Genomic DNA, 23998 nt, shown 5'->3' on the forward strand with positions numbered 1-23998 from the left:
TTAATTCGCTGTAGGAGCGGCCCATGGCCGCGATCGATCCGTGAATTACACTAGCATTGATCGCGGCCATGTGCCGCCCCGCAGCTCCACGCATTCACGGCCCTTTGGCCCTACAATTTGTCCGGCGCCTGTCAGCCGATCTTGCGGATACCCACTGCGTAGCGCAACTGCTCGATAAAGGGCGCCGCGTAAACGCGGGCCTTTTCCGCGCCCTTCTCCAGTTCCACTTCGATTTGCGCCGGGTTCGCCAGCAACTCGTTATAGCGCTCGCGTGCCTCACCGATCTGACCGTTGATCAGCTCGAACAACTGTTTCTTGGCCTCGCCCCAGGCGATGCCCTCCTCGAACGCCTTGCGCATTTCCGCGGTCTGCGTTTCGCTGGCAAACGCCTGCCAGATCTGGAACACCGTGGAGGTATCCGGATCTTTCGGCTCGCCCGGCTCCAGCAGGTTGGTCTTGATCTTGTTGATGTGCTTCTTCAGCTGCTTTTCCGGCAGGAACAATGGAATGGTGTTGCCGTAGCTCTTGCTCATCTTGCGGCCATCGAGGCCCTGCAGTACGGCGACGTGATCGTCCACCACCGCTTCCGGCAGCGCAAAGTGCTCGCCGTAGTGGTGGTTGAAGCGCTGGGCGATATCCCGGGCCATCTCGATATGCTGGACCTGGTCCCGGCCCACCGGCACCTTGTTGGCATTGAACATCAGGATGTCCGCGGCCATCAATATCGGGTAGCTGTAGAGCCCCATGGTGATGCCGAAGTCGGAGTCCTCGCCGTCGGCGCGGTTGGCGTCGACCGCGGCCTTGTAGGCGTGGGCGCGGTTCATCAGGCCCTTGGCGGTCATACAGGTGAGCAGCCAGGTCAGTTCGGGGATCTCGTGAATATCGGACTGGCGGTAGAAAACCACATTGTCGGTGTTCAGTCCCAGGGCCAGCCAGGTGGCCGCGATCTCGAGGGTGGACTGGTGCACCAGCTCCGGATCCTGGCACTTGATCAGCGCGTGGTAGTCGGCCAGGAAATAGAAAGACTGGTTGTTCTCCTCCCGGCTGGCGGCGATGGCGGGGCGGATGGCGCCGACGTAGTTGCCCAGGTGGGGAGTGCCGGTGGTGGTGATGCCGGTCAGTACGCGCTGCTTGGTCATAGATCCTTGGTAATCCCTGCTGCTTCTTCTGGAATCTGAGGGCGAATGATAACCGGTTCGCGCCCGTCGTTGTATGCGCAACCGCCCCCTGACGCGCCGCCACAACCAAGGTAGCGGAATTCCCCTGCGAGGATAACAACACCTTCCGGTCAGAATATAAGCAACAAATTACTAAAAGAACCCGGGCCACTATACATTTACACCACAGACACGGGGCCGCCGGCCCAATGTGGCCTGCAGTCTCTGTCTTGGATTCCGTTATTTAGCATCGGCACGAGATCACAGGGGGTCCTATGAACTCTCAAAGACCGGATGACAGACGCAACAATCCCCAATACGTCAAGGGAGGCGAACACCGCCACAGACCCGGCTGGCACAAGTGGCTGTGGCTGGCGCTGGCGGCGCTGGTATTGCTTGGCCTGTTGAGTATGTGTGGCCGCGATATGGAGCGCAAAGAAGGGGTATTGGAAGGGGAAGTGATCGAGGAGCAGACTGTTCCGGATACCGTCCCCCCGGATACCACTCCCCCGGATACGACGCCCCCGGATACCACTCCCCCCGATTCGGTTCCCTGACCGGGGCTTTACCCATGTGAGTAATGAGTGAGGCCGCTGTTGCGGCCCCATTCGTTCGACAGAAGGTCAAGCGTGGCATTGTCTTAGTCAGGCCCGGCGACAGCCGAACGGCGGCGGTGATACGCAGCCCTATGCCGGTCGTGGGCCGGGCGCGCCCCCGCTGGCCAGTCTGTCGAGAAGTTCGCGGTACTCTGCGGCCAGGCTCGACCAGCGGAGCTCCGAGACGTCCGGCACTTTCAGGGATTCGCCCTTCTCCAGCCGCTCGGCGCACTTGAGCATGGCCCTGCTGAGGTTGGCCGCACAGGACTCGACATCTTCCGGGAAATGGTAACCGATGCGCCCGAACCACTCGGGATACGCCAGGCTGTCCGGCACCAGTGGCTGGCAGCCGGCCGCCACCGCCTCCAGCACCGCCAGCCCCTGGAAGTCGTGGCGCGCGGTGGATAGCACCGCGTGGCTCTGCCGCAACAGCCGCCGGTAGTCCGTCGACTGCAACTGGTAACCCCAGGCACCGAGGGCACCGTGCTTTTGCAGCAGTTTGCGGATCTGCGCGAACTCCGACGGCTGGCGGCGGAACTGCTGGCCGACGAGATGCAGGGTGAAGGGCCGCTTGTGCTGGGTGAAGCGGCGCAGTGCGGCCAGCAGGATGTCCGGCCCCTTGTCGTACTCCCAGCGGTGGTTCCAGATAAAGGTGGGTTTTTCCGCGCGCCCCTCCGGCTCGACAAACACGCTTTCCTCCAGCGGCACCGGCAGTATGCGCGACTTGCGGTCTATCTCCGCGCAGAGCCCCGGCGGTACAAAGTCAGGAAAGCGCTTCAGCAGTTCCGAGGCACCCTCGAGCAGGGTACGGCGGTTGTAATCGGAGTTGAACAGCAGCAGGTCACCGGCCAGCGCGGTATAGATATTCAGCAGCTGCGGTTCCACCGACGCATAGGCATCCCCGCTCACCGGGTAGGCGAACTGATTCTCATGGAAGTAGACCGCCGTGGGCACACTCGCAATCTGCGGCACCAGCCCGCGCAGGGCGGTCAGGTCGGTCATGGAGGTGGCGACAATCAGGTCCCAGGGCCCGCGCAGTGTCTGCGCCGCCTCTCCCCGGCCCCAGCTCAGGCTGTTGCCGCGGATACGCCAGCTGAAATAGCGCGGCGGCAGGGTGAGCACTGTCCACTGCCAATCGGGAATTGCCTTGACGAGACCGCGGCGCCAGCGCTTGTGGCTGTCGGCATCGTAGGCGGAGAGCAACAACACTTTCATAGTGGATCGCACTTGTAGGAGCGGCCCATGGCCGCGATCGAGCACAATTTAAGACCTGGACATCAATCGCGGCCATGGGCCGCTCCTACGGCTGGAGGTGAATTCAGTCGAAAGAACGCACATTCGTCAGTCGCGCGAACAGGCTGGAAGTATCCCAGCGACCGCCGCCGAGTGCCTGTACTTCGCTGTAGAACTGATCCACCAGCGCAGTGACCGGCAGCAGGGCTCCATTGCGCTGGGCTTCGCTCAGCACTATGGCCAGGTCCTTGCGCATCCAGTCCACCGCAAAGCCGTGCTCATACTCGCCGGCGAGCATGGTCTTGTAGCGGTTTTCCATCTGCCAGCTCTGCGCGGCGCCCTTGGAGATGACATCGATCACCTGCTCGGCATCGAGGCCGGCGGCCCTGGCGAAATGCAGGCCCTCGGCCAGCCCCTGTACCACGCCGGCAATGCAGATCTGGTTGACCATCTTGCACAGCTGTCCACTGCCGACCGGACCGAGCAGATTCACCGCGCGGGCGTAACAGTCGATCAGCGGCAGTGCCCGCCGGTAATCGGCTTCATCGCCGCCGACCATCACTGTCAGGGCACCGTTCTCCGCGCCCGCCTGGCCGCCGGATACCGGCGCATCGAGGAAGCCGATGCCCTTTTCGCGACCGATTGCGGCCAGTTCGCGGGCGACATCCGCCGAGGCGGTGGTGTGATCGACAAATAGGCTCCCGCGCTCCATCGCGGCAAATGCGCCCTTCTCGCCGGTCACCACTTCGCGCAGATCGTTGTCGTTGCCGACACAGGCGAAAACGACTTCGGCACCGCTGGCCGCCGCTGCGGGGGTCGCAAAAGACTCACCATCGTAGTCACGCAGCCACTGATCGGCACGGCTGGCGGTGCGGTTATAGATATGCACCTCGTGACCCGCCCTGGAGAGATAGCCGGCCATCGGGTAACCCATTACCCCCAAACCCAGAAATGCGACAGTTGCCATAGCGGTTTACCCCCAGATCATCCAAATAAGCGCCGCACCCAACAGCAGGCGATAGATCGCAAAAGGTGCCATGCCGATGCGGCTGATAAATTGCAGGAAGAAGTGAATACACAAGTAGGCGCTGATCAGGGACAGCACCGTGCCGAGCAATATGTCACCCCAGGGCACCGACTCCAATAACAGCAGATCGTAGGTCAACAGCAATGCGCTCAGCGCAATGACCGGGATAGACATCAGGAAAGAGAAGCGCGCGGCCGCCTCGCGCTCCATCCCCAGCATCAGGCCGGCGGTCATGGTAATGCCCGAGCGGGAAGTACCCGGTATCAGTGCCAGCACCTGGGCGGCACCGATAAACAGCGCCTTTTTCCAGTTGAGCTGCGCCAGCGTCTGGGTGCGCACGCCGCGCACATCCGCCCACCACAGCAGGATACCGAAACCGATGGTCGTGGCGGCGATCACCGCGGCGGAGCGCAGGTGCGTTTCGATAAAGCCCTTGAAGAAAAGTCCGGCCAGGCCCGTCGGAATGGTGGCGAGAACGATCAGCCAGGCCAGGCGCCCATCATCGGTAAAGCGGTTATTCACCAGCCCTCCCAGCCCGTCGCGCAGCAGTGCCCAGATGTCATGGCGGAAATACGCCACCACCGCAATCAGCGAGCCGAAATGCACAGCCACATCGAACGCCAGGCCCTGATCCGGCCACCCCAATACCTGATTGGGCAGAATCAGGTGCGCCGAGCTGGAGATGGGGAGAAACTCTGTCAGCCCCTGGATCAGGGCCAGGATTACAATCTGAAATATTTCCATGAACTACTACTTCGAACGGATCTTTTGTCTTTTTTGCCAGGTGACCTCGTTGCGCAGATAGAGGGGCTCCAGCTCCTCGGCAGAAACGGTGGCGCCCCTCTCCCACAGGGGCAGCGCCAGTTCGGCGATCTCCCGCGCCCGAATCGGCACTTCCAGATCCGTTGCCGCTACCGGGGCCTCGGCGAATTCTGCGGGCGCCGCGGCTGCGGAAAAGTAGTGCCAGCCGGGACCGGCGCCGTACAGTGGCCGGGGCAGATCGGCACTCTGCAGCGTCTGCAATACCTGAGCCGGGTTCTGCACCGCTTCCGGCACCAGGCTGTCATTGGGCGCGGCAGCGCCATAGATACCCCAGTAAACCTGCTGCATGCGCGCATCGAGCATGGCGACTATGGGGGACGCCTGCCACTGAGGATGCGCCCTGCGCGCACCCGCGGCCAGGGCGGCCAGGCTGGATACCGGGATCACCGGCTTGTCTGCCGCAAACGCCAGCCCCTGGGTACAACTGATGGCAATGCGCAGGCCGGTAAACGAACCCGGGCCGCGGCTGACCGCCAGAGCATCCAGCTGACCGAGCACGAGCCCGGCTTCCGCCAGCACTTCGTCGACCATGGGCAGCAGGCGCCGGGTATGGTCCCGCTCCGCCCGCACAAACCGCTCACTGACCTGCCCGTCGCAGAGGAGAGCCGCGGAACAGGCTCCGGATGTGGTGTCCAGGGCGAGAATTTTCACAATTACACTCAGTCTGTCTGCCAGCGCGACACCCAGGCCGCGCAATGGTTGGATTGACCGGGGTCACGTCTAATCTCCCAGTCCCGGATTCCGGCCACCGGTCTCCGCGCGCGGGGCGAATTGTGTCACGGCGGACGCATTCCGTCATGCGCAATCGGTGCGCACAACCGGAGTGGCTGCCCTGCTCCCCGCCCCGAAGGTCTTTCAATACGCAAAAGCCCCGGTGCTACCGGGGCTTCGCGGGGTGACCAACGGCTTCCGCGCGGGAAGAGCCGTTGCTCTGCTCGGGTGGGCCGGACTAAGCCGACTTGGGCGGCCGGCCGCGACGGACAGCAGTTTTCTTGGCGGCCGTCTTTTTGCCAACGGTCTTCTTGGCAGGTGCCTTCTTGGGGCGACCTCGGCGCGCCGACTTCTTGGCCGTGCCTTTTGCTGCAGCTTTCTTGGCCGCTTTCTTCGGGGCCTTTCTGGCCGCTTTCTTGGCCACCTTCTTGGCCTCGGCCCTGGCTTTGGCTGCGGCCTTACGCTGTAGGGCCTTGGCCTTGGTCGCCGCCTTCTTGGCTGCGGATTTTACCTTGGCCTGGGCTTTTTTCTCGGCCGATTTTATTTGCTTGGCAACCGCCTTCGCCCGCGCCTTCTTCCAGCGGGTTTCAAAGGCCTTGAGCGCTGCAGCGAGATCCTTCTCCGCCTTGGCCGACAGACTCGAAGCCATATCGGAAATTTTCTGCTTGGCTGCCTCTTCGGCCTGGCGCACTGCGTCCATCGCTTTCGCCTTGGCCAGATCCACCTTCGCAGCTGCCGTCTTGGCGCGCAATTCCCTGGCCTTCGCATTGGCGCTGGTCAGTGCATTCTTGGCGGCTGCGGAATTGCTCTTTTGCGCCCGGGCTCGCGCCTTCGCCACCCGGTCCAACTGTGCATCCAGCTGCTTGGTCGCCGCATCCGCCGCATTTTGCGCCTTGGTAACTACCGGCGATACCGCAGCCGGAGCTTTTGCTCGCACAGCGCGTTTAGCCCGCGCTTTCTTTTTCGCTACTCGTGCCATCCCTTGTCTCCTCTCTGAAATAAGAAGAAGTACATCCAAAAGTGTGCTGGCAGTATTGCCGGATTGCTGTTGAATAAAAGCCGTCACCAGGACGGCAGTTATCGAGCCCACAGCAAGCTGCACCAATTAATTCGATGCAACTTTATAAACGTTAATAAAAAAAATCCGCTTTGCAAGGAAAAAAGAGAAAAATGAGAGGCTTTTTATAAAAAAATATGGTTTTTTTGCCAAATTACCCCGTTCAGCCATTCTTTGGCGCGGTCCGGGTATTTATTTCAGATCTTGCGGCGAGCGCTCTTCCCCGGCCGGAAGCCTGTCCTCAACGATCGCCGCCAGCGCCTCGAGGTGATCCGGGCGCAAATTCAATGCGGGGATATAGCGGTAATCTTTACCCCCCGCATTGAGAAAATTAGCGCGATTCTCTACCGAAATTTCCTCCAGAGTCTCCAGGCAATCCGCGGCAAATGCTGGGCAAATGACATCCACGCTGGCAATACCGCTTTGCCCCCAATCGATCAGCGTCTTGTCGGTATACGGCTGCAACCACTGCGCCTTGCCAAAGCGGGACTGGAAACTGATCTGCCACCGATCTTCCCGGAGTCCCAACTCGCTGGCCAGGTGCGCCGCTGTCTCCCGGCACTGTTGATAGTAGGGGTCGCCCTTTTTGATATTGGCCGTGGGAATACCGTGAAATGACAGCAATAACTTCTCGGCGGCACCGCGCTTCTCCCAGTGTTCCCGCACCGAATTGGCCAGCGCGCGAATATATAGGGGGTGTCGATAGTAATCCCGCACCAGGGTGATATCCGGTATATCGCGATTGCTGTGAAAGATTTGCGCCACCTGGTCATAAATGGCGGCTGTGGTTGTGGCGGAATACTGCGGATAAAGGGGAAAAACGATAAAGGATTCAAAGCCTTGCCGGCGCAAACCCTCGATCACAGACTCGAGCCGCGGCTTTCCGTAGGTCACTGCATGGGTCACGGTAATATCCGGCCGCTGGTCACTCAGAAATTCCTGCAGTAATTCTGCCTGGCGGCGGGTGTAATAAAGCAGGGGCGAACCCTCCACCGGCGCGCCGTCAGCGCTGCGATTCCATATTTCTCCGTAAGCGGGGGCGATGCGCCGCGGCCGAAAAGGTAAGACCAGACCATGCAAGATCGCCAGCCACAGCGGCCGGGGAATTTCGACCACCCGGGGATCCGAAAGAAAATCACGCAGAAAACTTCTTACCGCCGGAGCCGTGGGCTCCGCCGGTGTGCCCAAGTTCATCAGAATTACGGCTGTGGACATCATTAAACCTGCCTGGAATTGGAATCTGCAAATACTAACGGCTACTGGATCGGCTTGCTAAACGGATGGCATCCCGCAGACATAAAAAAGGCCCCCACTTGGGAGCCTTACTACGCAATTTGTGTGCCGGCGGATCAACTCAGGGCAGCGAGGACCTTTTCACGGATTTCATCCATAGAGCCAACACCCATCACCTTGCTGTACTTCGGCGCGCTTTCCGGTGAGCGTTCCGCCAGCTCGCGATAGAAGCCCACCAGCGGCTCGGTCTGTTCGTGATATACCGACAGGCGGTTGCGCACCGTCTCCTCAGTATCGTCACTGCGCTGGATCAGCGGCTCTCCGCTAACGTCATCCACGCCCTCGACCTTGGGCTGATTGTAAATAACGTGATAAATGCGACCGGAACCTTCGTGCACCCGGCGGCCGGACAAGCGCTTGACGATCTCTTCGTCATCCACGGCAATTTCCAGCACGTGATCGATGGTGATATCTGCATCGAGCAGTGCCTGCGCCTGCGGAATGGTGCGGGGGAAGCCGTCAAACAGGAAGCCATTGGCGCAGTCGGGTTCGGCAATACGCTCCTTGACCAGGGCGATAATCAGGTCGTCTGACACCAGTTTCCCGGCCGCCATAACGTCCTTCGCCTGCAGTCCCAGCGGAGTACCCGCCTTCACGGCAGCGCGCAGCATATCGCCAGTGGAGATCTGCGGAATGCCGAACTTCTCTGTAATGAACTGAGCTTGAGTGCCCTTGCCGGCCCCCGGCGCCCCCAAGAGAATGATTCGCATAGTCAGAAAGCCTCCAATACTGTTGACGAGCTAATGCCCAGCGCGCCAAAAGAGCGCTACCTTACACGCAGACCCCAACTTGGGCAAGGTGGAGGGGCCGGCCCACTGCCACCCCGGCCATTGCCCCGCGGCGCCGTGTCCGGTCACGCCCACCCGGCTATCCTTGTCAGTGCCCGACTGACGAAATTATGACCAACCGATGAAGATTGCCATCTATAGCACGCGCCCGTACGACCAGCTCTACTTCGATCGCTATAACCGCCAATTCGGCCACGAACTGCACTACTTCGACACGCATCTCGACGCGGAAACCCTGGTTCTGAGCAAGGGCGCGCCAGCGGTCTGCGTCTTCGTCAACGATCCGGTGCACGAACCGCTGCTGAAGTCGATGCGCGACCAGGGCATCACGATGCTGGCTCTGCGCTCTGCTGGCTTCAATCATGTGGACATTCGCGCCGCCAATGACCTCGGCATACTGGTCGCCAATGTACCCGGTTATTCCCCTTACGCGGTGGCCGAGCACGCGGTGGCGATGATTCTCTGCCTGATCCGGCGATTGGTGCGCGCCCATGCACGGGTGCGCGAGGGGAATTTTTCCCTGAACGGCCTGATGGGGTTTGACCTGCATGGCAAAACCGTGGGCATAGTCGGCACCGGCAAGATCGGCACAGTGTTCGCGCACATCATGCGCGGCTTCGGCTGCCAGTTGCTGGGCGTCGACCCGGTGGAGAGTCGGGCCTGCCGCGACCTGGGCCTGCAATATGTGTCGCTGCAAACGCTGTGCCGCCAGTCCGACATCATCTCCCTGCACTGCCCGCTGTCAGCGGAAACCCGATATATGATCGATGACGCGGCCATTGCGGACATGCGCGAGGGTATCTGCCTGATCAACACGTCGCGCGGTGCCGTGGTCGATACCGCGGCAGTAATCCGTGCGCTCAAATCCGGGAAAATTGGCTATCTGGGGCTCGACGTGTACGAGGAGGAAGAAGACCTGTTTTTCGAGGACCTCTCGGATACGGTTCTTGGAGACGATGTGTTTGCGCGACTATTGACCTTCAACAACGTGCTGATCACCGGCCACCAGGCTTACTTCACCCGCGAAGCCATTTCCAACATTGCCAAGACGACACTGGCGAATGTGGCGGAGTTTGAACAGAGTGGCCAGTGCACAAATCAGCTGATCGCCACTTAACTAGTCTTCCGCGTCCTTGGCTTTATCCCAGAGTTTATCCAGCTCGTCGAGACTGGCATCCGCCGGCTGCCGCCCCTGTTGGGTCAGTTCCGCCTCTACCGCATTGAAGCGCCGCTCGAACTTGCGGTTGCAGTGGCGCAGGGCCGTTTCCGGATCCACTTTCAGGTGACGCGCTGCATTGACGCAGGAGAACAGCAGGTCTCCCAGTTCCTCGCGCGCGTGCTCGCGGTCGCCCGCGGCGATTGCCTCGCGCAGCTCGGCGAGCTCCTCCTCGATCTTGGCCAGCACACCGTCGATACTCGGCCAGTCGAAGCCGACGCGGGCGGCGCGCTTTTGCAGTTTGGCGGCGCGGGTCAGCGCGGGCAGGCCCAGGGCGACACCGCCCAGGGTACCGCCTTCGCCCTTGGCATCGCGCTCGCCGGCCTTGATAAGCTCCCAGTTCTCCTTGACCTGTGCCTCGTGGATGGCATCAGCCCGGTTGTCGCCATAGAGGTCGCCGCTGGGAAACACATGCGGGTGGCGGCGCAGCAGCTTGCGCACCAGGGTGTCGACGATGCGGGGGAAGTCGAAATGGCCCACTTCGCGGCCGAGTTGGGCATAGAAAATGACCTGGAACAGCAGATCGCCGAGCTCTTCCTGCAGGTGCTCATAATCCTCGGCCTCGATGGCCTCGGCAACTTCGTAGGACTCCTCGATGGTAGAGGGCACTATGGTGGCGAAAGTCTGCTTGAGATCCCAGGGGCAACCGCCCTCGGGATTGCGCAGCTGGGCCATCAGGTTGAGCAGGTCTTCGACGGTGTATTTGTCCGGCACAGTGAAATTCCATTATTTCCAATCGAGTGGTTAGTTCCCAAGTCCTTTAAACAACGCCGGGGCGGCCCTGGTGCCGGGGGCCGCCCGCTCAACAGCCTCATCGGCAAATGTTTCACGTGCGCCCCCCGGCACCAGGGCCTTCGCATTGACCCTCGGTTTTATTTCCCGGCCCTAGTGCAGTATGCGGCGTTTTGCCGAGGCCACATTGGGCAACTGGTTGATGCGGTGCAGCACTCGGCTCAGTTCCTCGAAATTGTGGATCTCCGCGGTCAGCACCATGTCCACCGTGTGCTTGTGTTTATTGGAGCGGGTCTGCATGGCGGTAATGTTGATCCGCTGGCTGTCGAGCATCGTCGTGATATCCCGCAGCAGGCCGTGGCGGTCGTAGGCCTCGATCATGATTTCGACCGAGTAGAGTTCCTTGGGCTTTTCCGCCCACTCCACCTGCAGCACCCGCTCGGACTCCTCCGCCTGCATGCGCAGCATATTGGCGCAGTCCTTGCGGTGAATGGACACGCCGCGGCCGAGGGTGATATAGCCCATGATGTCGTCGCCGGGTACCGGGTTGCAGCAGCGGGCGATATGGGTCATCAGGTTGCCGACACCGTCGATGTACACATCCGCCTTGCCCTCGCCGCGCGCCACCGGCGCGGTCAGCGACGGCACCGGCTCGACGCGGTCGACCCTGACCATGCGCTGGGCGGTATTCAGCACCTGGCCCACACCGATATCCCCGGCACCGACGGCGGCATAGAGGTCGTCCAGCGAGTGCATGTTCAGTTTCTTGGCGAGCTTTTCGAATTTGAAATTCACCAGCGCCAGCTGCTTGAACTCGCCGTCGAGGATACTGCGGCCGTCGGCGATATTCTGGTCGCGGGCCTGCTGCTTGAACCAGTGAATGATCTTGGCGCGGGCGCGGGAGGTGGTGATATAGCCCATGCCGGCGGAGAGCCAGTCGCGGCTCGGCGCCTCGCGCCTGCCGGTGAGGATTTCCACCTGGTTGGCGGTCTGCAATTCGTGGTTCAGCGGCACTATGCGCCCATCCACCTTGGCGCCGCGGCAGCGGTGGCCGATTTCCGTGTGGATCTTGTAGGCGAAGTCCAGCGGCGTGGCGCCGCGCGGCAGGTCCACCACGTGGCCGTCCGGAGTAAAGACGTAAATGCGGGTGTCGATATCGCTGGCTTGCAGGTCGTCCTGCAGCGGGTTGCCGCCCACCTCCTCGTGCCAGTCGAGCACCTGGCGCAGCCAGGAGATTTTCTGCTCGTAGCCGTCCACACCTTCCGATTTCTGATCGGTGCCCTTGTAGCGCCAGTGGGCGCAGACCCCGTACTCGGCTTCCTCGTGCATGGCGACGGTGCGGATCTGTACTTCCAGCACCTTGCGCTCCGGACCGATTACCGCGGTGTGCAGTGAGCGGTAGCCGTTCTCTTTCGGCGAGGCGATGTAATCGTCGAACTCGTTCGGGATGTTGCGCCACAGGTTGTGCACTATGCCGAGCACCGCGTAGCAGTCGCGCACCGTGGGCACCAGGATACGCACCGCGCGGATGTCGTAGACCTGGGAGAAACCGATATTCTTGCGGCGCATCTTGCGCCAGATGCTGTAAATATGTTTTGCGCGGCCGTAGACATCGCCATGGATATCCGCGCGCGCCAGTTCATCGCGCAGAAGCTGCAACACCTCGTCGATGTATTTCTGCCGCGCCAGGCGCTTTTCGTCCAGCAGTTTGGCGATCTGTTTGTAATCGTCCGGCTCCAGATAGCGGAAAGAGAGATCCTCGAGTTCCCACTTGATATGACCGATGCCCAGGCGGTGCGCCAGCGGCGCGTAGACGTCGGCCACTTCGCGCGCGACCCTTTTGCGCTTGGCCGGCTCGGCATTTTTCGCCGCGCGGATGGCACAGGTACGCTCGGCCAGCTTGATCAGTGCGACCCGCACGTCGTCCACCAGCGCCACCAGCATACGGCGGATATTTTCCGAGTGTTCCTCCACCGCGACGCTGCGGCTCACCCCGCCGGTGTCGGCACTGCGACTGCGGATGGCCGCCATGCGCAGCACACCGCGGATCAGCTTGGCGACAGTCTTGCCGAACTCCTCTTCAACGGTCTTCAGCGGCAGGCGCTTTTCCCGCACCGCCCGGTAGAGCACGGCCGCGCACAGGGCCTCGGCATCGATCTGCAGGTCGGCGAGTATCTCGGCCATTTCCAGGCCAGTGGCAAAACTGCTGGCGCCCTCGGCCCAGATGTTCTCCGCGGCGATCGCCCGCTTCTCGGCATCGGCACTCATCTCGGCGGCGCGGCGCAGCGTAACCAGGGCACCGCCGTCGAGTCCGGCCAGCGTCTGGACGTGTCGCAGCCAGGACTCCAGATCCAGCTCGCCGTCACCGCCGAACGAGTGATGTTTTCTTACTTGAACCATGTATTGGGGTCAGCCCCTGATTAGTTATTGTCGAACAGGCCGGAAGACAGGTAGCGATCGCCCCGATCGCAGACGATCGCGACGATGGTCGCATGCTCGACCTCCGCCGACAGGCGCAGGGCACCGGCCACGGCCCCGCCGGAGGAGACGCCGCAGAAGATGCCCTCCTCCCGGGCGAGCCGGCGCGTCATCTCCTCCGCCTCGCGCTGATCCATATCCATGACCCGATCCACTTCCTCGGGCACGAAGATTTTCGGCAAATAGGCCTCCGGCCAGCGGCGGATGCCGGGAATGCTGGAGCCCTCGGTGGGCTGCAGACCGATAATCTGAATCTCCGGGTTCCGCTGCTTCAGGTAGCGGCCGCAGCCCATGATGGTGCCGGTGGTACCCATGGAGGACACGAAATGGGTGATGCGACCGTCCGTCTGGCGCCAGATCTCCGGGCCGGTACCCTCGAAGTGCGCGCGCGGATTGTCGTCATTGGCGAACTGGTTCAGCACCAGGCCGCGGCCTTCCGCTTGCATTTGCAGTGCCAGGTCGCGCGCGCCCTCCATGCCCGCTTCGGCGCTCACCAGAATCAGCTCGGCACCATAGGCGGTCATGGCCGCCTTGCGCTCGTCGGTGGCGCTCTCCGGCATGATCAGCACCATGCGGTAGCCCTTGATCGCCGCGGCCATCGCCAGGGCGATGCCGGTGTTGCCGCTGGTGGCCTCGATCAGGGTATCGCCGGGGGCGATCTGGCCGCGGGCTTCGGCGCGGTTGATCATCGACAGCGCGGGGCGGTCCTTGACCGAACCGGCAGGATTATTCCCCTCCAGCTTGAGCAGGATCGTATTGCTGGTATCTCCCGGCAGGCGCTGCAGCCGCACCAGCGGCGTGTTGCCTACGCAGTCGGCAATCGTGGGGTAATCCATAGTGCAATCCGGTGCAAACAAGATGTAAAAGTTTAGTGGTGCGCCATTCTACCTTCCCGGCACCGCCCTGCGAACCTCGGTCATATACCCTTTCGTTAGGGCCTGTTAACACTAAGTTCGATAGCCGCGTTGCCGCTCCAAAACGGGCCAGGCAAGGCGCAAGGGCCGAAGGCGCCGCGAATGCGTGGAGCGGCTGGGCGCGTGGTTTAGCAAGCTAAATGAGCGACGAGCAACGCTGCATGGCCCGTTTTGGGGCGCAACCCGAAGGGACGGGGCCGTTTTTCCCCAATGCGGCGTTGCAGTCCGCTTAGGTGGAATAACCACACGGCGCTCACTGCGCCTTGCCTTGAGACCAAATTGCGGGGAGCAATTGGGCGCTGCGAAGCTGCCCGCAGGGTTGGGCGCAGGGATGGGCCCAACACAAAACGGCCTCCGCCGCGGCCATCGAATTTAGTGTTAACAGGCCCTGGTGGCATATGCTGCCGATAGGAGTAGAATCGGACAAAAATAGTCCAATCACATATCAATTCGCCATGGCCGCATCCAAGTTCCCGCAACCGGCACCGGAGTCGCCGCCCCGCCTGCGCTCCCTGCGCGCGATCATGTTTCGCTTTACCCTGGCCCCGGCGCTGGTACTGGCACTGATACTCGGCGTGGTGTTTACGCTGCAGCAGATGCACGACCGCCGCCAGCTGCTGCTGAGCCACGGCCGCGCCAGCGCGGAGCAGCTCGCGGAGCTGATTGTACTGAGTGGAGGGCAGCCCACCGAGGTGCGCATGGAGTGGCTGCACCAGAGCCTGCTCGCCCTGATGCTGGAAAAGGATATGGTGCGCTCGGTGCAGGTCTATTCCACCGAGGCCACCCCGGACAAACCGTTGGATGCGAACAGCGGCCTGCGCCTGCTGGTCGGTGTGGGACCGCGGCCGCGCAGCCCGCTCAGTGCCGCTGACCTAGGGGGCGGGGAGCCATTCGTCTTCGAGGACAAAGAAAGCCTGCAGGTGCTGCATCCCCTCAAGGGCAGACCCCGGCACTGCTGGATCGCGATCGAGCTGCATCGACCCTACTTCCTGGTAGGCACCTATCAGGTGTTACTGATCGGCCTGTTGTGCGTGATCATCTGCACCCTGGCGGCACTGGTCTGGTCGGTGTTTCTGTCGGAGCGTTTTGCCCACAGCCTCATCCGGCTGGGCCAGGTCATAGAGGCCATCGGCCGCGGCCAGTTCGACAGGCGTGTAGAAAAGACGGAAACCCGGGAACTCGCGCTGCTCGCCGGGCAGATCAATGAGATGGCAGACAATCTCTCCAGCTACCAGCGGGAGTACAAAGCCAACCTGCTGCAGTCGATGGAAGACCTGCGACAGTCGATGGACAGCATGGAAGAGCAAAACATCGAGCTGGACCTGGCCCGCAAGAAAGCACTGGAAGCGAGCCGGGTGAAGTCCACCTTCCTCGCCAATACCAGCCATGAAATCCGCACACCGCTGAACGGTATCATCGGATTTACCAACCTGCTGCTGAAAACCGATATCGACGAACTGCAACAGGACTACCTGCAGACCATTCTGCGCTCGTCGGAAAACCTGCTCACCACCATCAACGACATACTGGATTTCTCGCGGATCGAATCCGGTAATCTGGTGCTCGACCACATACCGATGAACCTCGGCCAGCTGCTCGAGGAGACTCTGCAGATACTCGCACCCTTCGCCTATGAGCAGCGGCTGGAACTGGTGCCGCTGATCGACGCGCAGCTGCCAAACACCCTGGTCGGCGATCCGCTGCGCATCAAACAGATATTGACGAACCTGGTCGGCAACGCGGTGCGCAGTTCTGAAGATGGCAATATTCCGGTGCGCATCAGCGTGCAGAGCGGCAAAGACTCGGAACTGATGATTCGCATCAGCGTCACTGACCTCGGCAACCGTATCGATGACCTGAGCCGCCGCGAACTGCACCAGGTACTCGTCAGCAAGACCCAGCCGCAGAGCCAACAGATCAGCAGCAACGGCCTGGGCCTGGCCATTGCCCGCAGCCTGGTGGAACGCATGCGCGGCAGCATCGGTATCGACGATGCCGCCGGCGGCGGCAGCACTTGCTGGGTGCTGTTGCCACTACTACTCGAGCGCAGCCGCACGATACCGCTGCGTGAACAGTTCCCCGCCTGCCGCCTGTTGCTCGCCGATCCGAATCGAATGACGCGGATGCAGGTGGCCCAGCTGCTGAAACAATGGCAGGTGGAACCCGTGGAGCTTGCGGATTGCGATACGCTGCAACCGGCCATTGAGCAGATGTGGCGCCACGACGCCCTGCCCGATGCGGTGATTATCGACACCGCGATTGCCAGTGCCGGCGGCGACACCGACAGGGGAGACTTCGACGCATTCATTGGCACCGTCCAATCACTGGTGGATACCTACCAGTGCCGGGTGATCGTACAGGGCTCTCCGGTGGAGCTGCGCCGCTGCTACGAGCGGCTGCGCACCCGTGTCCTCACCTTCCTCGGCAAGCCGGTTACCCGCGACAATCTGCTGCGCGCGCTCAAGAGAGTTGCGCCGCAACAGCCCCACAACCGCCCCAGCGGCATTCACCCGGCCCTGCCCTGGCCTACAGCACCGCGAGTGCTGGCAGTGGACGACCACGAGGCCAACCGCCTGCTGGTGAGCGAGTTGCTGCGCGCCCAAGGTATAGACGCGACCATCGCCGCCAGTGGTGAGGAAGCGCTGACACTGTGGCGTCAGGCCGGAGAGCAGGGACAGGGTTTTGATCTGATATTCATGGACATCCAGATGCCCGGAATGAACGGCATCGAAGCCACGCGCCGCATCCGCGAGCAGGAGCAAGGCCGTCGCATACCGATCATCGCCCTCACCGCACACGCGGGCGCCGAAGAGAAGGCGCGACTGCTCTCCGCCGGCCTCGACGACTACCTGAGCAAACCTGTCAGCCAAGCGCAGCTCTCCCATATGATCAGGCGCTGGATGAAAATACTGGCCCCGGCGCTGGCGGCGGAAAACCACAGTCTGGAACGCCTGCGCCTGGTGGATATCGGCGAGAGCCTCAGCCTCAGCAACAGCGATGCACGACTGGCCAGGGACATGCTGCAGATGCTGATCAAGGGGCTGGTGTCCGACGAGCAGGAACTGCACCGGCTGCACGCCAGCGGGGATCACAAGGGGATGTTCGAACTGGTGCACCGCGTGCACGGCGGCTGCTGTTATTGCGGTGTCCCGCGCCTGCGCGAGGCCACCTGCCGGCTGCAGGAGGAGTTGCGCCCGCTGCAGAACCGGGAGTCCGCGGAAATCAACGGCCAGAGCGTTGAGGCGGTAATGCGGGAAGTGCGCGCGCTGCGCGAGTGGGCTTCGGAGCAGGACCTGGATGCGCTGTTCGGGCTAGAGCGGGAAGACGCGGTTAGCGATTAGTGCAGTCGTGATGTCGATGTAGGAGCGGCCCATGGCCGCGATCGGACTTGCAGGAGTCTCCAGACTTCAATCGCGGCCATGGGCCGCTCCTACGGCAAAGTCCGGAATCCCGCTCATTTTCCCTCGAATATTACAAAGGCCAGGGCAAAGTCCTTCTCGTCCGACAGGGTCAGATGAATCCGCCCCACCCCCATCGCATCGGCGCGTGCCCTCGCTTCACCGGACAAAAATACCTGCGGTGCCTCGCCCCGGCGGCGGCGCACCTCGATATGCTGCCAGGAAATGCCGGCGCCAATACCGGTGCCCAGCGCCTTGCCCAGCGCCTCCTTGGCGGCGAAGCGCTTGCACAGGTAGGCGGCGCGGTTCGGAATCGCCAGCTCATGGAAAGCCGCCCGCTCCCCCTCCGACAGCACCCGCTCGACAAAGCGGTCGCCGAAGCGGCGCCAGGCGGCTTCGATGCGGGTGAGGCTGCAGATATCGGTGCCGATGCTAACGATCATTGTTGTGGTAAACCTGTCGGAAAAGTTCGCGGCTCTGCAGTGGCTTATCGCCCAGCAGCGGGCCCAGCAATAGGCGCGTCAGCCTTTTCGCCGGCGCCAGCAGAGCAGGCGCGAATTCGCCACTCTGCAGTGCCCGCTCCAGCGCCAGCAGGTCAGCGCCGGGAAATTCACCGACGACCTGCCGCCCATTGCGCTCGCGGTACACCGGCACGAAACCGGTTTCATGTTCTAGCCGGTAGTCTGTGTCGGCCGTTACCGGCTCCTGACTGAGGGCGCAGTGGCTCAACTGGGGGCAACTGCCGAGCTCCGACAGCAACTGCAGTTCGAAACGCCGCAGTGGTGCCTCGAGTTGCTCCGCCCGGCTGCCGTCCAGTTGCGCCAGCGCCTCTAGCAGCCCCTGGTAGCAGGCGAACAGTTCATACTGCGCTTCACCCACTGGCAGCAGACGCACCAGCAGTTCGTTGGCGTAGAGACCGGCGTACACAGCCCTGCCCTTAAGCCACAGCGCGCTGCCGGCATTTTCCACCGGGCCCAGGGTCTTCAGCTCACCGCGGCCGAGCAGCGAGACCAGGAGCGGCGAAAAGGGCTGCAGCGACTGCTGCCGGCGCTGCTTGTCGCGCCTGGCGCCCCGCGCGACACAGCCAATCCGGCCGAACTCCGGCGTCAGCAGTTCCAGAATCAGACTGGAGTCGCTGTAGGGGCGCGAGTGCAGGATATAGGCGGGTTGCAGTGATTGCTGTGTCGCCATGGCGTCGTCAGGGCAGATGCTCGATCGGGCCCGGCAGCGTCACCCAGTGGTGCATGTGCTCCTCATAGATGGACGCCGGTGGTGCCGGGAAATTCGGGTCCGCGAAGGCGCCCACCGGTACGCCGATCAGCGCCGGTTCAATATCCAGCCGCAGATACACAGTGGCGCCGCAGTGGGGGCAGAAATGAAAGCGGATCCGGTTGCCGCTGTCCGCGGTGCGGACATATTCGCTGCTATCGCCCTGCAGGGTCACGCGATCCGCCGGAAAGCGCGCCTGCACGCCGAACACGCTGCCGGTGCGGCGCTGGCAGGCGAGGCAGTGACAAATCGAGATCCGCACCGGCTCACCCCGCGCCACCAGCCTGAGTTGTCCGCAGCTGCACGCCGCTTCCCTGACATTCATGCCGTTGCCTCTGGGCCCGTCACTCGTCCCGGTAGCCGAGACTGCGCAGGGCGCGCTCGTCGTCAGACCAGCCGGATTTTACTTTGACCCACAGGTTGAGCATGACCTTGCTGTCAAACAGGCGCTCCATGTCTTCGCGCGCCTGGCTGCCGATCTGCTTGATGCGCTCGCCCTTGTTGCCGATGATGATGCGCTTCTGTCCTGCGCGCTCCACCAGTATCGCGGCGCTGATATGCAGGATGGGGCCGTCCTGGCTGAACTCCTCCACTTCCACCGTGACCTGGTAGGGCACTTCGGCACCCAGTTGACGCATGATCTTCTCACGCACGATTTCCGCAGCGAGAAAACGCGAGCTGCGGTCGGTAATCTGATCTTCGGGGAAGAAGTGCTGCCCCTCCGGCAGGTGCTGCAGTATCACCTGTTCCAGCGTGTCCAGATTGGTACCGCGCAGGGCGGAAATAGGCACTATCTCCGCTTTAGGGTGGCTCTCGGCCAGGGCCTGCAACTGCGGCAACAGGTCCCCCTTGTCCTCCAGCTGGTCCACCTTGTTGACGGCGATAATCAGCGGGCACTTGATACCCCGCAACTTATCGGCCACCAGCTGATCGCCTTCGGTCCAGCGGGTGCGCTCCACCACGAATACCACAACATCCACGTCGCGCGCGGCACTCGCCGCCGCGCGGTTCATGTAGCGGTTGATGGCCTTTTCCTGGTCGGCGTGCAGGCCGGGTGTGTCCACAAAGATGATCTGGTTCGGCCCCTGCGTCTTGATGCCGAGCATATTGTGGCGGGTGGTCTGCGGCTTGCGCGAGGTAATCGCCAGCTTCTGCCCCAGCAGGTGGTTCAGCAGCGTGGACTTGCCCACATTGGGGCGGCCGACGATGGCGACATAGCCACAGCGGGAGGGTTGGTCGTTCAAATAAGTTCTCCGAAAAATGGTCCCCGGTTCTTCAATTCTAAGAAACAGTGGGGGCGACCCTGCTACCGAAGGCCTCTTGCGGGACACGCCGTGAATCCATCCCTGGAGGCTTGTCGGCGAGGTCCCTCTCGCCAACAGTCCCGCAAGAGGCCTTCGGTATCAGGGCCTTGGCGTCCGAGACCTGTCTCTGTTTCCTTTCCCCAGGTGCCGAATTTGGAATCCCGACAAATTGTAGGATTAGTTTTGCCCGGTCAGGCGGTTGTAGGCCTCGGTGGCCGCGGCCTTCTCCGCGGCCCGGCGGCTGCTCGCCTCGCCGCGCACTGGTTTGTTCAGGCCGCTGACCTTGCACTCCACCACAAACTGCTGGGAGTGCTCTGCACCGGCGACATCCACCACGGTGTACTCCGGTAGCGGCTTCTGACGCGCCTGCAGCCATTCCTGCAAGCGTGTCTTGGGATCCTTGGCGGTATCCAGCGACAGGTCCTGCAGCCGTGGCGCGTACCAGGCCAACACCCGCTCGCGGGCGGTGTCGAGGCCGGCGTCCAGATAGATGGCGCCGATCAGGGCCTCCACTGCATCGGCGAGAATCGACGCGCGGCGGAAACCGCCGCTCTTCATTTCTCCCTCGCCGAGACGCAGGCAGTCGCCGATTTCCATCTCTCGCGCCAGTTTCGCCAATGTCTCGCCGCTGACCAGCTGGGCGCGCAGGCGGCTGAGCTGCCCTTCCCGCCCCTGGGGAAACTGTTCGAACAGGGCGGCACCGATGGTAAAGCCGAGTATGGAGTCGCCGAGAAATTCCAGCCGCTCGTTGTTGCGGCTGCCGTGGGAACGGTGGGTCAGCGCCAGCTCCAGCAGGTCCCGGCGCTCAAAATTGTGGCCGAGGCGCTGGCACAGGCGCTCTAGCAGGAGGTCAGTCACGTTTGCGGAATTGCTCCAAATCTACCAGCGGCTCACAGCAGAGCTCCGGCTTGGCGGTGTTGAGCTGTTTGTCGAATTTCATCACCACATCCACGTTTTGAAACAGCGGCTGGCGCAGCTCATAGTCCACGCTCACCAGCATACTGTCCGCTCCGCGGATGACCTGCACCGCCTTGGTGGGCTCGCCGCGCACATTGTTGATCAGGAAGTAGCGATCGAGTTCGCTCTTGATCTGCCCGCGGGTCATATCGCGCAGACCGGGGTTCTCGGCCAGCGTTTTCAGACCTTCGTCTACATAGTAGGCGTCGATATAGGCCGGCCCCATCTTGGACACACAGGTCAGGATAAAACCGAAAACCGCCACAATCAGCATCAGGCTCCAGTAACTCATGCCCCGCTGGCGGCGAAGAGTAGAACGGATATGCGTACCCATGGAATCACCCTCGATCATTATTGCTGTAGTTTGTTCGATCGTAACTCTTCTATCACGAAACGCTTATAGGAAAGCGGTTACTGGATTGTGCCTACACGGCTGAAGCTGGGCAAACTCAACAGCTGATCCCAGTGCATCCAGATGGCGAAGGCCTTGCCCACCACGTCCCGCTCCGGCACAAAACCCCAGGCGCGGCTGTCCAGGCTGTTATCGCGGTTGTCGCCCATCATGAAGTAGTGCCCTTCCGGCACGGTGGCACTGAAGTTGCTGTAACGGCTGGGCATGATGTCCCTGGCCATCAGGTGGCGCCGGCCGTAAATCTCCTCCCACACCACTTCTACCTGCGGGCTGGCCGGTGGCAGCGCCTGGATCAGTTCCTGCGAGGCCCGTTCGCCGTTGATATAGAGCACATTGTTCTTCACTTCTATCCTGTCGCCCGGCAGTCCGATCACCCGCTTGATAAAGTAGGTATCGTTCATGTGCGGCGGGAAGAACACCATCACATCGCCGCGCTGCGGCTCACCGATATCCACCACCTTGGTGCGCGACACCGGCAGGCGCAGGCCGTAGGCGTACTTGTTCACCAGAATGAAATCCCCCACCTGCAGTGTCGGCACCATGGAGGCGGAGGGAATCTGGAATGGCTCGACGATAAAGGAGCGCAGCACGAATACGATCGCCAGCACCGGGAAGAAGGACTTGGCATATTCCACCAGCACCGGTTCTTCCGCCCGCTCTCCGGCCTTTTGCCGACGCTTGCGCGCGAAAAACAGGCTATCAATCAGCCAGATAGCACCGCTGATGATCACCAGCCAGAGCAGGATTAGGGGGAAGTTAATATCCATTCACTATTCTCTACTGTCCCTTCAAACCTTCAGCAGGGCGCACGGGCGCCCTACTGATCTACTTTCAGCACGGCCAGGAAGGCCTCCTGCGGCACTTCCACACGACCGATCTGCTTCATGCGACGCTTGCCCGCCTTCTGCTTTTCCAGCAGCTTTTTCTTGCGCGTCACGTCACCACCGTAGCACTTGGCGGTAACGTTCTTGCGCAGTGCCTTGACCGTTGTGCGCGCAATCACCTGGCCGCCGATGGCTGCCTGGATGGCCACGTCGAACATCTGCCGCGGGATAAGCTCTTTCATCTTCTCCGCCATGGCGCGGCCCTTCTGCGGGGCGTTCTCGCGATGCACGATCAGTGCGAGCGCATCGACCCGGTCGCCGTTGATCAGAATATCAAGGCGCACCAGTTTTGCAGCCTCGAATCGCACAAAACCGTAGTCCAGCGAAGCGAAGCCGCGGCTGACGGATTTCAGCCGGTCGAAGAAGTCCATCACCACTTCGCTCATGGGCAGCTCGTAGCGCAGGGATACCTGGCTACCTACGTACTGCATGTCCTTCTGAATACCCCGCTTCTCCACGCAGAGGGTGATCACATTGCCCAGGTACTCCTGCGGCACCAGGATGTTAACTTCGGCAATGGGCTCGCGCATCTCGTCGATGGAGCCGATTTCCGGCAATCGTGACGGGTTGTCCACCATCACGACGGTACCGTCGTTCTGCACCACTTCGTACACCACCGTCGGTGCCGTGGTGATCAGATCCAGGTCGTACTCACGCTCCAGGCGCTCCTGAATGATCTCCATGTGCAGCATGCCGAGGAAGCCGCAGCGGAAGCCGAAACCGAGCGCATCGGAGGTCTCCGGCTCGTAAAACAGCGAGGCGTCGTTCAGGGACAGCTTCTCCAGCGCGTCGCGGAAAGCTTCGTAGTCGTCGGAACTGACCGGGAAGAGGCCGGCGTAGACCTGCGGCTTCACCCTCTGGAAGCCGGGCAGCATGGCCACTTCGTCGGCGCCCTTGGCGTGCGTCAGGGTGTCGCCCACCGGCGCGCCGTGGATGTCCTTGATACCCGCCACCACAAAGCCCACTTCGCCGGCGCGCAGCGCGCCGGTCACCTTGCGCTTGGGCGTAAAGATACCCACCTCGTCGACCACATGGGCGCGACCAATCGACTTGGTCACAATCTTGTCCTTGATCTTCAGGGTGCCCTGCACCACGCGCACCAGCGACACCACCCCCAGGTAGCTGTCGAACCAGGAGTCGATAATCAGCGCCTGCAGCGGTGCGTTCACATCGCCCCGCGGCGGCGGTACCCGGCGCACCAGGTCTTCCAGCACGTCTTCGACGCCGAGACCGGACTTGGCGCTGCAGCGGGTCGCCTCGGTGGCGTCGATACCGATGATGTCCTCGATTTCCTCCGCGACCTTGTCCGGGTCCGCCTGGGGCAGGTCCATCTTGTTCAGGACCGGAATCACCTCGAGTCCCTGCTCGATGGCGGTGTAGCAGTTGGCCACCGATTGGGCCTCCACGCCCTGGGCGGCGTCCACCACCAGCAGGGCTCCCTCGCAGGCGGCCAGGGAACGGGACACCTCATAGGAGAAATCCACGTGTCCCGGGGTGTCGATGAAGTTCAGCTGGTAGGTTTTGCCATCGCGCGCGGTGTAGTCCAGGGTCACACTCTGGGCCTTGATGGTGATACCGCGCTCCCGCTCCAGCTCCATGCTGTCCAGCACCTGCGCGGCCATCTCGCGGTCGGAGAGGCCGCCACAGACCTGGATAAAGCGGTCCGCCAGGGTGGATTTGCCGTGGTCGATGTGGGCAATAATGGAGAAATTGCGGATATGGGAGAGATCTGAGGCCACTGCGGAATAAA

The 23998-nt window shown here is 61.9% G+C and carries 22 protein-coding genes; 3 read left to right on the plus strand and 19 right to left on the minus strand.

From position 1 onward, the window contains the following. Positions 1 to 131: 131 nt before the first annotated feature. Complete coding sequence (locus tag RRF64_RS05095) at positions 132 to 1139, minus strand: tryptophan--tRNA ligase (RefSeq protein WP_323844738.1); 1008 nt, start codon at positions 1137 to 1139, stop codon at positions 132 to 134. A 293-nt stretch (positions 1140 to 1432) separates the two neighbouring features. On the opposite strand from RRF64_RS05095, the gene RRF64_RS05100 reads away from it, so the two are divergent. Next, positions 1433 to 1714, plus strand: coding sequence for a hypothetical protein (locus RRF64_RS05100; RefSeq protein ID WP_323844739.1), 282 nt, complete (start codon positions 1433 to 1435; stop codon positions 1712 to 1714). Between the two features lie 129 nt (positions 1715 to 1843). Here the strand turns inward: RRF64_RS05100 and RRF64_RS05105 are convergent, their stop codons facing one another. The 7 genes from RRF64_RS05105 to adk form a co-directional block, all read right to left on the minus strand. Continuing rightward, positions 1844 to 2968: a tRNA-queuosine alpha-mannosyltransferase domain-containing protein gene (locus RRF64_RS05105; RefSeq protein ID WP_323844740.1), complete on the minus strand. Its 1125-nt coding sequence runs from the start codon at positions 2966 to 2968 to the stop codon at positions 1844 to 1846. 103 nt (positions 2969 to 3071) lie between these two features. Further along, entirely contained in the window at positions 3072 to 3953 is an 882-nt protein-coding gene (locus tag RRF64_RS05110; RefSeq protein ID WP_323844741.1) for an NAD(P)-dependent oxidoreductase, read from the minus strand. Between the two features lie 6 nt (positions 3954 to 3959). Beyond that, a complete protein-coding gene (locus RRF64_RS05115; RefSeq protein ID WP_323844742.1) occupies positions 3960 to 4757 on the minus strand; it encodes an undecaprenyl-diphosphate phosphatase in 798 nt (265 codons plus the stop codon). Positions 4758 to 4763: 6 nt separating this feature from the next. Further along, positions 4764 to 5486, minus strand: a complete 723-nt coding sequence (tsaB, locus tag RRF64_RS05120) for a tRNA (adenosine(37)-N6)-threonylcarbamoyltransferase complex dimerization subunit type 1 TsaB (protein ID WP_323844743.1) — start codon at positions 5484 to 5486, stop codon at positions 4764 to 4766. Between the two features lie 298 nt (positions 5487 to 5784). Then, positions 5785 to 6636, minus strand: a complete 852-nt coding sequence (locus tag RRF64_RS05125) for a hypothetical protein (protein WP_323844744.1) — start codon at positions 6634 to 6636, stop codon at positions 5785 to 5787. A gap of 159 nt (positions 6637 to 6795) precedes the next feature. Continuing rightward, complete coding sequence (hemH, locus tag RRF64_RS05130; protein WP_422732608.1) at positions 6796 to 7821, minus strand: ferrochelatase; 1026 nt, start codon at positions 7819 to 7821, stop codon at positions 6796 to 6798. A 131-nt stretch (positions 7822 to 7952) separates the two neighbouring features. Further along, positions 7953 to 8606, minus strand: a complete 654-nt coding sequence (gene adk / locus RRF64_RS05135; protein WP_323844746.1) for an adenylate kinase — start codon at positions 8604 to 8606, stop codon at positions 7953 to 7955. A gap of 199 nt (positions 8607 to 8805) precedes the next feature. Between adk and RRF64_RS05140 the strand changes: the two genes are divergently transcribed. Further along, positions 8806 to 9801, plus strand: coding sequence for a 2-hydroxyacid dehydrogenase (locus RRF64_RS05140; RefSeq protein WP_323844747.1), 996 nt, complete (start codon positions 8806 to 8808; stop codon positions 9799 to 9801). On the opposite strand, the gene mazG is transcribed toward RRF64_RS05140, so the two are convergent. From mazG to cysM, 3 genes are all read right to left on the minus strand, one after another. Continuing rightward, positions 9802 to 10614, minus strand: a complete 813-nt coding sequence (mazG, locus tag RRF64_RS05145; protein WP_323844748.1) for a nucleoside triphosphate pyrophosphohydrolase — start codon at positions 10612 to 10614, stop codon at positions 9802 to 9804. A 171-nt stretch (positions 10615 to 10785) separates the two neighbouring features. After that, positions 10786 to 13032, minus strand: coding sequence for a GTP diphosphokinase (gene relA, locus RRF64_RS05150; RefSeq protein ID WP_323844749.1), 2247 nt, complete (start codon positions 13030 to 13032; stop codon positions 10786 to 10788). A 20-nt stretch (positions 13033 to 13052) separates the two neighbouring features. Continuing rightward, positions 13053 to 13946, minus strand: a complete 894-nt coding sequence (gene cysM / locus RRF64_RS05155) for a cysteine synthase CysM (protein ID WP_323844750.1) — start codon at positions 13944 to 13946, stop codon at positions 13053 to 13055. A gap of 533 nt (positions 13947 to 14479) precedes the next feature. On the opposite strand from cysM, the gene RRF64_RS05160 reads away from it, so the two are divergent. Then, complete coding sequence (locus RRF64_RS05160; RefSeq protein WP_323844751.1) at positions 14480 to 17365, plus strand: response regulator; 2886 nt, start codon at positions 14480 to 14482, stop codon at positions 17363 to 17365. Positions 17366 to 17478: 113 nt separating this feature from the next. Here the strand turns inward: RRF64_RS05160 and acpS are convergent, their stop codons facing one another. From acpS to lepA, 8 genes are all read right to left on the minus strand, one after another. Further along, the gene (gene acpS / locus RRF64_RS05165; RefSeq protein ID WP_323844752.1) at positions 17479 to 17865 is read right to left on the minus strand and encodes a holo-ACP synthase; all 387 of its coding nucleotides are present in this window, start codon (positions 17863 to 17865) and stop codon (positions 17479 to 17481) included. Continuing rightward, positions 17855 to 18613 (minus strand): DNA repair protein RecO, encoded by a 759-nt coding sequence (gene recO / locus RRF64_RS05170; protein ID WP_323844753.1) that lies wholly within the window; start codon positions 18611 to 18613, stop codon positions 17855 to 17857. The genes acpS and recO overlap by 11 nt, the downstream gene beginning before the upstream one ends. A 7-nt stretch (positions 18614 to 18620) precedes the next feature. Continuing rightward, complete coding sequence (locus tag RRF64_RS05175; RefSeq protein WP_323844754.1) at positions 18621 to 19016, minus strand: GFA family protein; 396 nt, start codon at positions 19014 to 19016, stop codon at positions 18621 to 18623. A 19-nt stretch (positions 19017 to 19035) separates the two neighbouring features. Then, positions 19036 to 19935 (minus strand): GTPase Era, encoded by a 900-nt coding sequence (gene era, locus RRF64_RS05180; RefSeq protein WP_323844755.1) that lies wholly within the window; start codon positions 19933 to 19935, stop codon positions 19036 to 19038. A 237-nt stretch (positions 19936 to 20172) separates the two neighbouring features. Next, positions 20173 to 20853: a ribonuclease III gene (gene rnc / locus RRF64_RS05185; RefSeq protein ID WP_323844756.1), complete on the minus strand. Its 681-nt coding sequence runs from the start codon at positions 20851 to 20853 to the stop codon at positions 20173 to 20175. Then, on the minus strand, positions 20846 to 21304 hold the full coding sequence (locus tag RRF64_RS05190; protein WP_323844757.1) for a DUF4845 domain-containing protein: 459 nt from the start codon (positions 21302 to 21304) through the stop codon (positions 20846 to 20848). The genes rnc and RRF64_RS05190 overlap by 8 nt, the downstream gene beginning before the upstream one ends. Positions 21305 to 21363: 59 nt before the next feature. After that, positions 21364 to 22131, minus strand: coding sequence for a signal peptidase I (gene lepB / locus RRF64_RS05195; RefSeq protein WP_323844758.1), 768 nt, complete (start codon positions 22129 to 22131; stop codon positions 21364 to 21366). Between the two features lie 50 nt (positions 22132 to 22181). Continuing rightward, positions 22182 to 23987: a translation elongation factor 4 gene (lepA, locus tag RRF64_RS05200; RefSeq protein ID WP_323844759.1), complete on the minus strand. Its 1806-nt coding sequence runs from the start codon at positions 23985 to 23987 to the stop codon at positions 22182 to 22184. Between the last annotated feature and the right edge of the window lie 11 nt (positions 23988 to 23998).

This window comes from Microbulbifer magnicolonia (assembly GCF_035117725.1).
GTDB classification, from domain to species: domain Bacteria; phylum Pseudomonadota; class Gammaproteobacteria; order Pseudomonadales; family Cellvibrionaceae; genus Microbulbifer; species Microbulbifer magnicolonia.